At 67.7% G+C, this 14,573-nt stretch carries 12 protein-coding genes and 1 pseudogene; 2 read left to right on the top strand and 11 right to left on the bottom strand.

Features of this window, described 5'->3' with window-relative positions; all coding sequences use genetic code 11:
* Window positions 1-4 precede the first annotated feature (4 nt).
* Window positions 5-370, top strand: a complete 366-nt coding sequence (gene nirD / locus AC5Y5Z_RS23090) for a nitrite reductase small subunit NirD (RefSeq protein WP_473140228.1) — start codon at window positions 5-7, stop codon at window positions 368-370.
* Window positions 371-380: 10 nt separating this feature from the next.
* Here the strand turns inward: nirD and AC5Y5Z_RS23085 are convergent, their stop codons facing one another.
* From AC5Y5Z_RS23085 to ligD, 10 genes are all read right to left on the bottom strand, one after another.
* On the bottom strand, window positions 381-830 hold the full coding sequence (locus AC5Y5Z_RS23085) for a TetR/AcrR family transcriptional regulator (RefSeq protein WP_463828690.1): 450 nt from the start codon (window positions 828-830) through the stop codon (window positions 381-383).
* A gap of 21 nt (window positions 831-851) precedes the next feature.
* Window positions 852-1,598, bottom strand: coding sequence for a sirohydrochlorin chelatase (locus tag AC5Y5Z_RS23080; protein WP_499927768.1), 747 nt, complete (start codon window positions 1,596-1,598; stop codon window positions 852-854).
* Window positions 1,595-2,740 (bottom strand): uroporphyrinogen-III synthase, encoded by a 1,146-nt coding sequence (locus AC5Y5Z_RS23075; RefSeq protein WP_499927766.1) that lies wholly within the window; start codon window positions 2,738-2,740, stop codon window positions 1,595-1,597. Before AC5Y5Z_RS23075 ends, AC5Y5Z_RS23080 begins: the two co-directional genes overlap by 4 nt.
* Before the next feature lie 34 nt (window positions 2,741-2,774).
* Complete coding sequence (locus AC5Y5Z_RS23070) at window positions 2,775-4,184, bottom strand: nitrate/nitrite transporter (RefSeq protein WP_463828693.1); 1,410 nt, start codon at window positions 4,182-4,184, stop codon at window positions 2,775-2,777.
* 176 nt (window positions 4,185-4,360) lie between these two features.
* Window positions 4,361-5,767, bottom strand: coding sequence for a nitrate/nitrite transporter (locus tag AC5Y5Z_RS23065; protein WP_499927764.1), 1,407 nt, complete (start codon window positions 5,765-5,767; stop codon window positions 4,361-4,363).
* Window positions 5,768-5,900: 133 nt separating this feature from the next.
* Window positions 5,901-6,434, bottom strand: coding sequence for a GNAT family N-acetyltransferase (locus tag AC5Y5Z_RS23060; RefSeq protein ID WP_463828695.1), 534 nt, complete (start codon window positions 6,432-6,434; stop codon window positions 5,901-5,903).
* 29 nt (window positions 6,435-6,463) lie between these two features.
* Window positions 6,464-7,342, bottom strand: coding sequence for a 5-oxoprolinase/urea amidolyase family protein (locus tag AC5Y5Z_RS23055; protein ID WP_499927762.1), 879 nt, complete (start codon window positions 7,340-7,342; stop codon window positions 6,464-6,466).
* An 11-nt stretch (window positions 7,343-7,353) separates the two neighbouring features.
* Window positions 7,354-8,010 (bottom strand): 5-oxoprolinase subunit B family protein, encoded by a 657-nt coding sequence (locus tag AC5Y5Z_RS23050; RefSeq protein WP_499927760.1) that lies wholly within the window; start codon window positions 8,008-8,010, stop codon window positions 7,354-7,356.
* A gap of 87 nt (window positions 8,011-8,097) precedes the next feature.
* Window positions 8,098-9,075, bottom strand: coding sequence for an ABC transporter substrate-binding protein (locus AC5Y5Z_RS23045; protein WP_473140234.1), 978 nt, complete (start codon window positions 9,073-9,075; stop codon window positions 8,098-8,100).
* A gap of 32 nt (window positions 9,076-9,107) precedes the next feature.
* Complete coding sequence (ligD, locus tag AC5Y5Z_RS23040; RefSeq protein ID WP_463828699.1) at window positions 9,108-10,337, bottom strand: non-homologous end-joining DNA ligase; 1,230 nt, start codon at window positions 10,335-10,337, stop codon at window positions 9,108-9,110.
* Window positions 10,338-10,405: 68 nt separating this feature from the next.
* On the opposite strand from ligD, the pseudogene fadD2 reads away from it, so the two are divergent.
* A pseudogene (fadD2, locus tag AC5Y5Z_RS23035) lies at window positions 10,406-12,067 on the top strand (long-chain-fatty-acid--CoA ligase FadD2); the annotation flags it as partial.
* Window positions 12,068-12,393: 326 nt separating this feature from the next.
* Here fadD2 and AC5Y5Z_RS23030 read toward each other — a convergent pair.
* A complete protein-coding gene (locus tag AC5Y5Z_RS23030; protein ID WP_499927758.1) occupies window positions 12,394-14,568 on the bottom strand; it encodes an acyl-CoA dehydrogenase family protein in 2,175 nt (724 codons plus the stop codon).
* Window positions 14,569-14,573 lie beyond the last annotated feature (5 nt).

The following is a 14,573-nucleotide window of genomic DNA, read 5'->3' as shown; positions in this document are numbered from 1 at the left end:
ACTGATGAGCCGCACCGATATTCGAGTCTGGACCACAGCCTGCGACTACGCGCACCTGATCCCCGGCCGCGGGGTGGGCGTGCTGCTCGACGACGGCAACCAGGCCGCCTTGTTCCGCCTTGACGATGGATCGGTGCATGCCCTGGGCAACGTCGACCCGTTCTCCGGCGCCGCCGTGCTGTCCCGGGGCATCGTCGGTGACCGCGGTGGCCGCGCCATGGTCCAATCACCAATTCTCAAGCAGGCTTTCGCGCTCGACGACGGCAGCTGCCTGGACGACCCCGCGGTGTCGGTGCCGGTCTACCCGGTGCGGCTGACGGCCGACGGTCGCATTCAGATCGGTCGGTTTGCCGCGCGGTTGGCGGCCTAGAACCTCTGGTTCAGTCGATTTTGCCGACGAGGTAACGCTGCATCGTCGGCCCGATCGCGTCGACGACCTGCGACACCGTCATCGAGTGCAACGGCTCAGAACGCACCCCGTAGCGCATGATGCCCAGCCCCACCAGCTGCGAGGCGCACAGCGAAGCCCGAACCGCCACCTTGTCCGCCCCCAGCGTCTTCAGCAGCGGATTGAATACCGGCCCGATGAACATGGACTGCACGATCTCGGCGGTCTTGGCCAGCCCGGTGGACGCGATCGCGCTGGCAGCAAACGGACCCCCGCCGGCCGCATCCCACGTCGTGATGAGCATGTAGAGCGTGCGCCTGCCTACCTGATTGACACTGCCGGTGACGATCCGATCGATGAACTCCGGTGTGGCGAAGGGTAAACGCAGCATCTTCGCCACCGGGTCGAGGAGCCCGCGGGAGGGCTCTTCGTTACGGGCCATGGTGCCAGGATTACCTGGATATCACCAAAGATCAAGCCGCGCCGGTGTGGGGGCGCCCGGTCGGCAGCGCTTTGCGAGCGGCAGCACCCTGCGGAACCGGTTCGCCACCAGGCGGGCCAATCCGGGATGGGTGCTCAGCGGGGGCGTCACCAGGTCAGCGCCGCTGCAGTGCAACCGTTGTTGGAACAGCCCGTCGGCCAGCAGGTAGGACGCGAGCACCACGCGGCGGGCGCCCCGGTGGCGCGCATCGGCGACTGCGTCGGATACCGTCGGTGCGCCGACGGCGGCGAATCCCAACTCGACTGACGACCCGATGAGTGCCGACAACGACGCGGCCGCGCAACGCAGGTCGGCACGGGCCCGGGCGTCGGAGGTACCGGCCGCGGCGAGGATCACCGAATCGCCGGGACGCCAACCGGATTCCTGCAACACCTGGCCCAGCACGGCGACGATCTCCGGACCCGGACCCGGACCCAGAGCCGTGGCGACGGTCACGTGCGGGTGGCCACTGGCCGCGATGTGGGCCGGTAGGTCTGCGCGGACGTGGTAGCCGCGGGACAGGAACGCCGGCACCACGATGACCGGCGGGCAGTCCGGCGACCGGTCGGCCAGCCGCGACAGCACTTCGCTGGGCGTGGGTCCCAACACGTCGACGAACGCGACATGCACGCTGCGGTCCAGGAGTTCACCCACCCGGGCCGCGAGGTCGCCGATCATCGCGACGCCCGCGGACCGGCGGGTGCCGTGCGCCGCCAGGACCAGGTTCATGCGGCGTCGTGTTCGTTGTCGAGGGCCAACCGGTAACCGCGTTTGACTACTGTCGCGACGATGTTTTTGTCGCCCAGTGCAGTTCGCAGCCGCAGTACCGCGGTGTCCACCGCATGGGTGTCGTCGCCGTTGCCCGGTAGCACGCGCAGCAGCTCGGTGCGCGCGACGACGTCGCCGGGGCGATGGGCCAGGGCGCGCAGGATGGCCATTCCCGATCCGGACACCGTTTTGACCGAGCCGTCGACCAGGACGCAGGTGCCCCGGATGTCGACCAGGTGGCCGGCGGCCTGCACGCTGCACGAACCCAATGTCGGCAGCTCCTCGGCGATGTGACGGGCCAAGGCGCCCAGCCGCATCCGTGCCGGCGACGAGGTCGGCACACCCCGCCTGATCAGGGGCCGGGATGTCACCGGGCCGACACACATCGCGTGCACGCCGCTGCGCAGCGCATCGAGCACCTGTTCTTCGATGTCCAGTTCGCGACTGCGTTCCAAAACCGCCGCCGCCGCCGGGGCCGAGGTGAAGCTGACCGCGTCGAACTGGCGCCGCGCGATGCCGGTGACCAACTGGTCCAGATCCCCGCCCAAAGGCGTTGGCTTCCAACGGTATACCCGGATCGGAACCACCTCGGCACCGGCGGCCTCCAGGCCGGCGAGGAATTCGGGGAACGGATCCCACCCGTCGGCGGCACCGTGCAGCTGGATCGCGATGCGTTTGCCGTCCACCCCGGTGTCGAGCAGGTAGTCCAGGACCTCTTGCGAGGACTCGGAATCCGGTGACCACTCCTCGCGCAGTCCGGCTGCGCGCAGCGCCCCGGTCGCCTTGGGCCCGCGGGAGATGACCCGCCCGCGCGACAACGAGTCGAGGAGTTCAGCGGCCAGCCCCCAGCCTTCGGCGGCGGCGACCCAGCCGCGGAAACCGATACCGGTGTGTGCGATCAGGATGTCGGGCGGGTCGGCGATCAGGGACTGGGTGTTGCTGTGCAGTTCATCGTCGTCCGGCAGGGCGATCATGTTGATCGCGGGCGCACTGTAGACCTCGGCCCCGTGTCTGCGCAGCAACGCACACAGCTCCTCGGAACGACGAGCTGAGGTCACGGCAATCCGGTAGCCACTCAGTGGCACAGAAGGCTTCTGGGCCATACCAGTTGTGTATGCCCCGCAAGTTTCCGGGACGTTACCTGGCAATTGCTGCGGCATTGCCCTCACCTGCGTTCTCGGTCACAGCCGCCGGAACCGCGGTGGCCGGACGTCGCACGTACATCGCCCAGGTGAGCCACGCGGCCACCGCATAGCAGACCAGAAAAGCCCAGTAGGCCAGCGTTTCGCTGCCGGTGCGCAGGTAGGACTCGCGCAGTGCCAGGTTGATGCCCACGCCGCCGAGTGCGCCGACCGCGGCGCAGAACCCGATCAGCGATCCCGACATGGCGCGGGACCATTCGCGGCGGTTGGCCTCGCTCACCTCCAGTGCGCGGCTGCGTGCCTCGAAGATCGAGGGGATCATCTTGAACACCGAGCCGTTTCCCATGCCCGCCAGAATGAACAGCGCCAGGAAGCCCGACACATAGCCGGCCACCATGAAAGTGTCTGTACTGGACTGGTTTTCGGAACGACTGCTGAGCGTCACCAGTGCACCGGCGGCCAGCATCATGCCGCCCAGCACGGCCAGGGTGACCCGGCCGCCGCCGATGCGATCGGACAACCGGCCCCCGTAGATGCGTGCCAGCGAACCCAACAGCGGTCCGACGAAGGCGATTTGCGCGGCGTGCAGCGAAGCGTGCCGGGCGGTTTCGCCGTGGTGTTCGAAGTTGACCTGCAACACCTGACCGAACGTGAACGCGAACCCGATCCACGAACCGAAGGTGCAGATGTAGAGCAGCGAGATCACCCAGGTGTGCCGGACGAAGAGCACAGCCCCCATGGTCTTTACCTGTACGCCGTGTTCGACGCTGTCCATCGACAAGGTCGCGGCGACACCCACGATCGCCAGCAGCACCAGGTAGATCGCACATACCCAGTACGGTGCCTGGTGACCGGCCGTGGCCAGGGCGAGCAGCCCGACGAGCTGGATCACCGCCACGCCGAGGTTGCCGACTCCGGCGTTGACCGCCAGCGCCGCACCCTTGAGGCGCTGCGGATAGAACACGTTGACGTTCGCCAGCGATGCCGCGTAGTTGCCGCCGCCCAGTCCGGTCAGTGCCGCGCACACCACGTACGGCCACAGCGGCAGGCCCGGATTGGCCAGCAACACGATGGTGGCCGCGGTCGGTATCAGCAGCACAAAGGCCGAGAACGCGGTCCAGTTGCGGCCACCGAATCGGGCGATCCCCAACGTGTAGGGGATGCGCGCACAGCCGCCGGCCAGGGTCGCTGTCGCGCCCAGGAGCAGCTTGTCCCCGGCCGAGAAGCCGTAGACCGCTGTGGGCATGAACAGGACCATCACCGACCACAGCGACCATATCGAGAAGGCGACGTGGTCACCGGCCATGGTGCACAGCAGATTGCGGCGAGCGACCGCTTTGTCGCCGGCTTCCCACGCCGTGACGTCTTCAGGATTCCAGTCGGTGAGGTGATGCTCGCGACCCATCAGGATGTGCACCTTTCCAGGCGCACGTGGCGGCGCCGTCAGCTCAAGAGGCTTGCGCCGCTGTCGGTTTCGATGCTCACATCGGTGGCGTAAACCAGTCAACTCCACAGGGCCGATATCGCCTGAAAGTTGAGTCTCAGTTCTCTGGCAGGACACTGATAGTCCGAGCGACGTCGCTATACATAGGCCAGGCCCGCGCGCGGGTGACCAGTGGCCCGAAGGGGCTTGCGGACGTAGGCCACCCAGGTCAGCAGTGCGGCACCGACGTAGAACACGACGAAGACCCAGCAGGCTGACGTGGCGGTGCCGCTGCTCAGATACGACTGGCGCAGAGCCAGATTGACGCCCACCCCGCCCAGCGCGCCGATGGCCCCGGCGAAACCGATCAGGGCACCCGACATGGAGCGCGACCACTGGCGGCGCTGCGTCTCGGCGAGCGAAAGGGAATGGCTGCGCGCTTCGAAGATCGACGGAATCATCTTGTAGACCGAGCCGTTGCCGATTCCGGACAGGATGAACAGGGCGACGAAGCCCATGACGTAGCCGGCCATCACCGCCGACGGCACAGGTCCATGGCGGTGTGCGCCGAAAGTGCTGACACTGACCAGGATTCCGGCGGCCAGGATCATCGCGCAGAAGACACCCAGGGTTACCCGCCCGCCGCCGACGCGGTCGGCCAGCCGGCCGCCGTACACGCGGGACAGCGAGCCCAATAGTGGCCCCAGGAAGGCGATCTGGGCCGAGTGCAGGGCAGCCTGGGCGGTGCTCTGCCCGCCGGCGACGAAGTTGATCTGCAACACCTGGCCGAAAGCGAAGGAGAAGCCGATGAAGGAACCGAAGGTGCCGATGTACAGCAGCGCGATTGCCCAGGTGTGCGGTTCGGCCAGCACCGCACGCATGGTGTGCATCTCGATGCTGAACTGGGTCACATTGTCCATGTACAGGGCCGCGCCGATGCCTGCGACGCCCAGCAATACCAGGTAGATCGCACATACCCAATAGGGCTCGCGGTCGCCGACCGAGGCGATCACCAGGAGTCCGACCAGCTGGATCATCGGGACGCCGAGGTTGCCACCGCCGGCGTTCAGGGCCAGCGCCCAGCCCTTGAGCCGCTGCGGATAGAACGCGTTGATGTTGGTCATCGACGAGGCGAAGTTGCCGCCACCGAGGCCGGCCAACGCGGCGCACACCAGATACGGCCACAGCGGTAGACCTGGGTGGGCCAGCAACACGATGCTGCCGACGGTGGGGACCAGCAACACCAGCGCGGAGAAGATGGTCCAGTTGCGGCCGCCGAATCTGGCGGTGGCAAAGGTGTAGGGAAACCGCAGGCAGCCGCCCACCAAGGTCGCGGTGGCGCCCAGCAGGAATTTGTCGCCCGCGGAGAAGCCGTACACCGAGGCGGGCATGAACAGCACCATCACCGACCAGATGGACCAGACGGAGAAGCCGACGTGTTCGGCGGCCACCGACCAGATCAGGTTGCGGCGCGCGACGTGCTTGTTGCCGGCTTCCCACGCCGCCACGTCCTCGGGATCCCAGTCGGAAAGGGTGTGTGAACGGCGCGTGAGCTTGGCGAACACGAAGGACTCCTTATGGCTTGACCTGTTGCAGACCTGGTCGCCACGCTAGAAATCCTTTGTTGCCCGGGCGCTTCCCGCAGTGACCCCGGGCGGTGAACTTCCGCTCACCATCGTGCCGGTGACCGTGTGAGGACTACCAGACGTCGCCGTCGCGCCAGTCGCACATCAGCTCAGCGGAGGTGTCCAGGGTCACACTCACCGGCAGCACAAACACCGTGCCGTCGTCGTCAGGTGTGCGGGTCGGACCCGCGGGGGCCAGCACCGACGTCGGACCGAGCCACGGCGCCCAGCCGCGGGCGGCATACAGTCCGCGAGCCGCGAGGGTCGAGCTCAGCGCACCGAGCTGGTAGGCGCCGCGCAGCACCTGCTCGGCGCCGTCCAGCAGGGCCGTCACCAGGCCCTTGCCACGCCAATCCTCGCGTACCGCAACAGCTTCGAGGTAGCCGCAGCGCAACGCGCGGTCCCGGTAGAGCAACCGGCGCTGCACCACCGCGGCGTGCGCGATGATCGCGCCGTGGTGCCAGATCAATGCGTGCATGCCACCCAGCGCGTGTTCCCAGTCGGTCTCGGCGAAGTCACCGTCGAATGCCTCGGTGACCATCCGGCAGGCGCTGTGCCGGGTTCTGTCGTCGAGATCAGCGGTGTGGACCAGGCGTGCGGTGTGCACCGTCCTTGTCTACCAGGATCCAGCCGCCGTCACGACCGGGGCCGCGCCCAGTGCAGACGTACGTACTGGCCGGGCCGCACCTGGGCGACCTTGTCGATGTCCTCGTCGACCACGACGCCGACCACCGGGTAACCGCCGGTGATCGGGTGATCGGGACCCAAGATGACCGGTAATCCGTTGGGCGGCACCTGGATTGCGCCACGGGTGGTGCCCTCGCTGGGCAGCTGCCGGTCCGGCCAGCGGTGCGCTATGGGGCGACCCTCGAGGCGCATGCCCACCCGGTCGCTGCGATCCGAGACCATCCAGACGGTGTGCACCAGGGCGTCGGGATCGACGAACCAGTCGTCCCGCGGCCCGGGCACCACCATGACGTCGACCAGGTGGTTGTCGATCGCTGCGACGGGCGCCTGGTCGAGCTCGGGGTAGTCGTCGGTGTGTTCGCCGACCGGCACCACGTCGCCGGCCTGCAGCGGCAGCGGCCCGATCGCCGACATCACGTCGTAGCTGCGCGAGCCCAGCACCGGTGTGACGCAGATGCCCCCGCGCACCGCCAGATAGGTGCGAAGGCCTGTCCGCGGAGTGCCCAGCGAGATCACCTCGCCATCGCGTACATGCTGAATGCTGTTGGTGCCGAATACTTTTCCGTTTACCGTCGGCTCGGTGTCGGCGCCGGTCACGGCGATGTCCAGGTCGCCGCCGCGCACCCGGGCCGAGAAGCCGCCGAAGGTGACTTCGACGGTGGCCCGGTCGTCGGGGTTGGCGACCAGCCGGTTCGCCAGGGTATGGGACCGACGGTCAGCGGCCCCGGAGCGGCCGACGCCGAGGTGGGCCAGCCCGGCCCGGCCGAGGTCCTGGATGACCGCCAGCGGCCCGGTGCGCAGGATTTCCAGGGTGGTGTCCGTGTCCATGCCGACCTCCGTCACACGGCCCGGAACCGGACCCACGTGCCCGGGGTGAGCAGGGCCGGGTCCGGTCGGTCGATGTCCCACAGCACCGCATCGGTGCGACCGATGAGTCGCCACCCGCCGGGCGATCGCCGCGGGTAAACCGCGCTGAATTGGCCGGCCAGTCCCACCGATCCGGCCGGGACCGCGGACCGCGGTTCCGGGCGTCGCGGTACCCGCAGCCGTTCGTCGCCACCGATCAGGTAGGCGAACCCGGGTGCAAATCCGCTGAAGCCCACCCGCCACCGGGTGCTGGTGTGGGCGTCGATCACCTGGGCCGCGCTGAGCCGGGTGAGTTCGGCGACCTCGGCCAGATCGGGTCCGTCGTAGCCGACGTCGATGACGACTTCGCGCGTCGCCTGGTGCGGGTGCGGCTGCGCGCCAGGTGTGATGCGCAGCGTGCGTAACCGCTGCCGGGTGATCGCCTGCCGCCGCGGCCCGTCGAGCTTGACCAGCACCGTGGTCGCGGCCGGGACGACGTCGACGACACCGGGCAGCCGCGCCGCACGCAGTGCCTCGGCCCACGCCAAAACGTCAGCGGTGCAAGCACATTGCACCAGCAACGCCTGGTCGCCGTAGTCCACCACGGCGTCGGGCAGGTCGCGGTCCCCCTCGATGGTAGTGATCTCCATCACAGTCATAATTCGACGGTAACGCCGCCGCCGGGCACTCGGCACTGAATGTGGAGCACTGCCAGAGGTGCCTTAGCGAATACTCAATCAGCCCAGGATTTTACCGAGCTGCGGGGGAAGTTGATCGGCGACGACGGGATAACTCAGCGGCGACGCAAACGCGATGGCGCCGGCCAGGTCCTTGCCGGTGAAGAGATGGCGCTGGCGGGCGGTGTTCTGCGCTGCCGCCACCTCGGGATCGGCCAGAATCGCCTGCTGTTCCTCCGGACTCTCCGTGCACCAGATCACCACATCGGCTGAATCGAGCACGTCCTTGATGTGATCGCGGGGGATCAGCGCGCGGTGGTCGGTGGTGTACGCCTTGATGCCGTCGGAGATGACCAGGCCCATCTGGGTGAGGAAGTCGGTGCGCCAGCCTTCCGCGGTCGCCACCACCGTGCCCTGCCACATCCGGCCCTGCATCAGCAGCGCCTTCCTGCCCTTCCAGGAGGGATTCTTCTGGCCGACATCGGTGAACCCGGCCTTGACGGCGTCCACCAACGACTTCATCTGGTCGGCCTGGAAGACGGCCTGACCGATCGCGGCGGCCTGGTCCTGCCACGGCTCGAAGAACGCGTCGCCATCGGACTGCGCGATAGTCGGGGCGACGGCCGACAGCTTCTGATAGGTGTCGGCGTCCAGGCCCGCGTTGGTCGCCACGATCAGGTCGGGCTTGAGTGCGGCGATCTGATCGACCTGAATCCCGTTGTCCAGGGTCAGCACGGCGGGCTGCGCCGCGCCGAGTTTGGGTTGGGCCCACGGCCAGACCGCGAAGGGCTGATCACCGAACCAGTTGGTCACCGCGATGGGCACCACACCCACCGCCAGCAGATCGTCCTGCTCGGTGTAGCCCGCGCTGACCACCCGCTTCGGCGGCTCCTTGACGACGGTCTCGCCGAACAGGTGGGTGACGGTGACCGACCCGCCCCCGGGGGTGCCCGGCTTCGGCTTCGGGTCCGAACACGCCGCGAGCAGCCCGGACGCCGCGGCAACCTGCAGGAATCCGCGTCGACTCAGCCCGGTCACAGCGTGAGAGTAGCGCGTGTCTTACCCGGCCGTCAGTCGCGTGGCCGCTGCTTGGGCGTGTGTCCCACCCAGGGGGAGTAGTCGGCGATCAGTTCCTCCTGCGGCGGGCGGGCCGCGGCGGGCACGTGCTGCAGGTTGATCCGGATCCGGTACCAGATCGAGCTGGGTCCGCGCATCCCGTCGACCAGGACGTCGGCGGGCTGCAGAAGTTCAGCCGCGGCCGGATGGCGGGCGCGCCAGGTGTCCAGGGCGGCCATCGCCTCGTCCCGGGTCTTGGTCCGGGCGACCTCTATCAGCGGCATCACCGACTGCCGCCGGCCGCTCTTGCCGGCGCCCCTGGGTGCTTTCTCCGGTGGACCGAGCTCGTCGGCCAGGGCCAGCAGCTTGTCCAGGCCGCCCTTCGCATCGTCCATGCCGGCCCAGGGATCGCCCTGCGCGGCAAACCGATCCGGGACGGTACGCATGGTGAACCGCTCGGGCCGACAATCGGCGACCTCGTCCCAGCGCAGCGGCATGGACACCCGGGCATCGGGGGTGGCACGCACCGAATACGCCGAGGCGACCGTGCGGTCCTTCGCGTTCTGATTGAAGTCGACGAACACGCCTTCGCGTTCCTCTTTCCACCACCGGCTGGTCGCCAGGTCGGGCACGCGGCGTTCGACTTCGCGGGCCACGGTCTGCGCGGCCAACCGCACTTTGGCGAACGGCCAGTGTGGGTGGATCCGGGCGTAGATGTGAAAACCCCGCGACCCGGAGGTCTTGGGCCACGCGGTCAGACCGTGGTCTTCGAGCACCTCGCGTGCCACCAGCGCCACATCGACGATGCCCGACCAGGACACCCCGGGCATCGGATCCAGGTCGACGCGCAGCTCGTCGGGATGATCGAGATCGTCGGCCTGCACCGGATGCGGATTGAGATCCACGCAGCCCAGGTTGACCACCCACGCCAGACCGGCGGCGTCGTGGATGACCGCCTCGTCGGCGGAGGTGCCCGAGGCGTAACGCAGGGTGGCCACGTCCACCCAGTCCGGTCGGTTGGCGGGAGCGCGTTTCTGGAACACCGCCTCCTCGGTGATGCCCTTGACGAACCGCTTGAGGATCATCGGCCGACCCCGCACGCCACGCAGGGCGCCGTCGGCCACGCTCAGGTAATACCGGACCAGCTCGATTTTGGTGATGCCCGGGTCGGGAAACACGACCTTGTCCGGGTGGGTGACGGTGACCGGGCGGCCGCTCACTTCCAGCGACACGGGTTTGGTCATGGAAATTGATGGTAATTCGGGGGAAACCACTGGTCGCATTGCGACCTCCGTCACATATGGTGAGGACCATGCCTAGCCTGAGCGATGTACCCGGGTCCGGAAAACTTCAGCAGTACGTGGAACGCGGCGCAGCCGAACTGCATTACGTGCGCAAGATTTTTGAATCGGGCGCATTCCGGCTGGAACCGCCGCAGAACTATGCCGCGCTGGCCACCGGCCTGGTCAAATGGGGCGAGTTCGGCATGTTGCCCGCCCTGAATGCCGCCCGCACCCCGGACCGCGCGGCGTGCATCGACGAAGACGGCGAATTCAGCTTCAAGGAACTCGACGATGCCGCGCACGCCGTCGCCAACGGCTTGATCGACAAAGGCGTCAAAGCCGGCGACGGCGTCGCGATCCTGGCCCGCAACAGCCGCTGGTTCCTCGTCGCCTACTTCGGTGCGGCCCGCGTCGGTGCCCGCATCATCCTGTTGAACAGCGAGTTCTCCGGGCCACAGGTCAAAGAGGTCTCCGAGCGCGAAGGCGCCAAGATCATCATCTACGACGACGAGTACACCAAGGTGGTCAGCAAGGCCAAGCCGGAGCTGGGCTTCCTGCGGGCGCTGGGCACCAACCCGGACAGCGACGAGGACTCCGGTAGCGAGGACGAGACGCTGGCCGACCTGATCGAGCGCAGCAGTAAGGATCCGGCGCCGAAGGCCGCCAAGCACGCCTCGATCATCATCCTGACCAGCGGCACCACCGGCACCCCGAAGGGCGCCAATCGCAGCACGCCGCCGACGTTGGCCCCGGTGGGCGGCATCTTGTCGCACGTCCCGTTCAAGGCCAACGAGATCACCTCGCTGCCGGCGCCGATGTTCCACGCGCTGGGATTCCTGCATGCCACCATCGCGATGTTCCTGGGCTCCACGCTGGTGCTGCGCCGCAAGTTCAAGCCGCCGCTGGTGCTCAAGGACCTGGAGAAGCACGGCGCGACCGCCATGGTGGTGGTGCCGGTGATGTTGACGCGGCTGCTCGACGCGATCGAGGAGATGGACGAGAAGCCGGACCTGTCGAAGCTCAAGATCATCTTCGTGTCCGGGTCGCAGCTCGGTGGGGAACTGGCCAGCCGCGCGCTGAAGGATTTCGGTCCGGTGATCTACAACATGTACGGGTCCACCGAGATCGCGTTCGCCACCATCGCCGAGCCCAAGCACCTGGAGAAGAACCCGGCCACGTGCGGTCCGGTGGTCAAGGGCGTCAAGGTCAAGATCCTCGACGACAACGGCAAGGAGAAGCCGCAGGGCGAGGTCGGGCGGATCTTCGTCGGCAACGCGTTCCCGTTCGAGGGCTACACCGGCGGCGGCCATAAGGAGATCATCGACGGCCTGATGTCCTCGGGCGACGTCGGCTACTTCGACGAAGAAGGCCTGCTCTTCGTCAGCGGCCGCGACGACGAGATGATCGTCTCCGGCGGCGAGAACGTGTTCCCGGCCGAGGTCGAGGACTGCCTCAGTGGACATCCGGAGGTGGTGGAAGCTACCGCGATCGGTGTCGAGGACAAAGAGTACGGGCACCGGCTGCGCGCCTTCGTGGTCAAGAAGGACGGCTCCGACGTCGACGAGGACACCCTCAAGAAGCACGTCAAAGAGGAGTTGGCCCGCTACAAGGTGCCGCGGGAGGTCATCTTCCTCGACGAGCTGCCGCGCAACCCCACCGGCAAGATCCTCAAGCGCGAGCTGCGCGAGCTGGACGTCGACGACAAGGACGAGGCCAAGGACAAGGCCAAGGACCTGGACGAGAAGTCCGATAAGAAGGGCTCGGAGAAGGGTTCGGACAAGGACTCCGCGGACGGCGACAAAGCCGAGGGCGACGAGGCAACGGACGACAAGGCCGACGACGACAAGGCCGACGAAGACCAGGCCGAGGACGACAGGGCCGAAGACGACAAGGCCAAAGCCGAGTGACGCTGCGGCGTTGCGAGTGAAGGCACGGCGGGAAATTCGGCGCAAAATCCCGCCACCTGTTCACCCCGGACGCCGTAGCTTCACGCTCGAATGGGAGTGTCCCCAAGTCGTTACGGGTCGCGGGGCAGGCCGAGCAGCCGCTCGGCGATGATGTTCAGCTGGACCTCCGAGGTGCCGCCGTAGATGGTGGTGGCCCGGCTGGACAACAGATAGTCGCCCCACTTGCCTTGCGGCTGTTCAGGATCGGCGATCGCCGCATCCGAGCCGAAGGACGACACCGCGAATTCGGCGTAGCCCTGGCCGGTGCGCATCGAGAGCAGTTTGGATATCGCGGCCGAGGGCATGGCATCGCCGCCCGCCAACGTCAGCAGCGTGGAGCGCAGGTTGAGCACCTTGGCGGCGTGCCCTTCGGCGATCAGCTGACCGGCTCGCTGCCGGGCGGCCTGGTCGAAGTGGCCGTCGCGCACGAACTCGACGAACGCCGGCAGGCTGGCCAAGAAGTTCAGGTCGCTGCCGCCGATCGAAACCCGTTCGGCGGTAAGGGTATTGCGGCTGACCTCCCAGCCCCGGTTCACCTCGCCCAGTACGCACTCGTCCGGCACGAAGACGTCGTCGATGTAGACGGTGTTGAAGAACTCCTGCCCGGTGAGCTCACGCAGCGGTGTGACCGTCACGCCTTCGCTTTTCATGTCCAGCAGGAAATAGGTGATGCCGTTGTGCTTCGGCGCGCTGGGGTCGGTGCGCGCCAGCAGCGCACCCCACTGCGAGAACTGCGCCGCCGTGGTCCAGATCTTCTGGCCGGTGATGCGCCAACCACCGTCGACCCGGGTCGCCTTCGTCGACAACCCGGCCAGATCGGAGCCCGCGCCGGGCTCGGAAAACAGCTGGCACCAGACCATTTCGCCGCGGAAAGTGGGCGGCAGGAACTGCTGCTGCTGTTTTTCGGTGCCGAACGCGACGATCGACGGGATGATCCACGCGGCGATGCCGACCTGCGGCCGTTTCACCCGCCCGGCGGTGAACTCCTGGGCGATGATCACTTGCTCTACGGGGCTGGACGCCCGGCCCCACGGCTTGGGCAGATACGGCAGCACCCAGCCGGCCTCGGCGATCGCGACGGTGCGTTCCGCGCGGTCCATGTCCTTGAACGCGGCCACCTCGGCCCGGATCTCGGCACGCAACTGCTCGGTTTCCGGGTCCAGATCGATGTCCACCGCCCGCATTCCAGTGGTGGTGGCGGTGTCCACCACCCGCTGCGGGTACTCCGAGATGCGGCCGAAACCGGCGGCCAGCAGCAGTGCCCGGCGGTAATAGACGTTGGTGTCGTGCTCCCAGGTGAACCCGATGCCGCCGTGCACCTGGATGCAGTCCTGGGTGCACCGCTGCGCAGCGGCCGGTGCCAGGGTCGCCGCCACCGCCGCGGCGAACGGGACGTGCTCGTCGGCACCGTCCAGGGCGCGTGCTGCGTCCCACACCGCCGCCGTGGCGCGTTCGGTGTCGGCCATCATCTCCGCGCACTTGTGCTTGATGGCCTGGAACTGACCGATCGGCCGGCCGAACTGTTCGCGGATCTTGGCGTAGCCGGAGGCGGTGTCGGTCGCCCAGCGCGCCACGCCCACCGCCTCCGCGGACAGCAGCGTGGTCATCAGCGCGTGGGCGGTGGTCATGCTCAGGTTGCCCAGCACCACGTCGTCGCCGACCTCGACGGCGTTGGCCCGCACGTGGGCGATGGGACGCAGCGGGTCGATGCTCGCCACCGGCTCGATCTCGAGCTGATCGGACCGCAGCACCACCCACTCTTCGCCGCTGTCGATGGCTACCGGCAGCACCAGGATGGCGGCCTGTGCGGCGGCGGGTACGGCGCGCACTTCGCCACGGATCACCAGGCCGTCGCCGTGCCGCGTTGCGGTCAGGCTCGAATCCAGCGCGTAGGCGGCGATGGCCGCCCCGCTGGCCAGCTCGGTGAGCACAGCCGCCTTGGGATCGTGCGCGGCGATCAGCGCACTGGCGATCGCCGACGGCACGAACGGCCCGGGTACTGCGCCGTAGCCGAACTCGGCGAGCACGATGGCCAGCTCCAGGACACCGAAGCCCTGGCCGCCGACCGCTTCAGCAAGGTGCACTCCCTGCAGACCCTGGTCCGCGGCGGCCTGCCAGTACGGGGGCGGGTTGGAAACCGGAGTTTCCATGGCCTCGTGCAGCACCTCCGACGGCGCCACCCGCGCCACCAGGGACCGCACCGAGTCGGCCAGGTCTTGATGTTCAGGGCTGATTGCGATCGGCATTGGTC

This window comes from Mycobacterium sp. NGS29 (assembly GCF_059812965.1).
The sequence above is the reverse complement of the archived record's forward strand: the minus strand, read 5'-3'. Positions and strand labels throughout refer to the sequence as shown.

Coding starts and splice junctions, on each gene's coding strand:
- AC5Y5Z_RS23070 (WP_463828693.1), bottom strand. CDS start 4,184: ATGGGTCGCGAGCATCACCTCACCGACTGGAATCCTGAAGACGTCACG.
- AC5Y5Z_RS23050 (WP_499927760.1), bottom strand. CDS start 8,010: ATGGAGATCACTACCATCGAGGGGGACCGCGACCTGCCCGACGCCGTG.
- AC5Y5Z_RS23055 (WP_499927762.1), bottom strand. CDS start 7,342: ATGGACACGGACACCACCCTGGAAATCCTGCGCACCGGGCCGCTGGCG.
- AC5Y5Z_RS23030 (WP_499927758.1), bottom strand. CDS start 14,568: ATGCCGATCGCAATCAGCCCTGAACATCAAGACCTGGCCGACTCGGTG.
- nirD (WP_473140228.1), top strand. CDS start 5: ATGAGCCGCACCGATATTCGAGTCTGGACCACAGCCTGCGACTACGCG.
- ligD (WP_463828699.1), bottom strand. CDS start 10,337: ATGACCAAACCCGTGTCGCTGGAAGTGAGCGGCCGCCCGGTCACCGTC.
- AC5Y5Z_RS23085 (WP_463828690.1), bottom strand. CDS start 830: ATGGCCCGTAACGAAGAGCCCTCCCGCGGGCTCCTCGACCCGGTGGCG.
- AC5Y5Z_RS23075 (WP_499927766.1), bottom strand. CDS start 2,740: ATGGCCCAGAAGCCTTCTGTGCCACTGAGTGGCTACCGGATTGCCGTG.
- AC5Y5Z_RS23080 (WP_499927768.1), bottom strand. CDS start 1,598: ATGAACCTGGTCCTGGCGGCGCACGGCACCCGCCGGTCCGCGGGCGTC.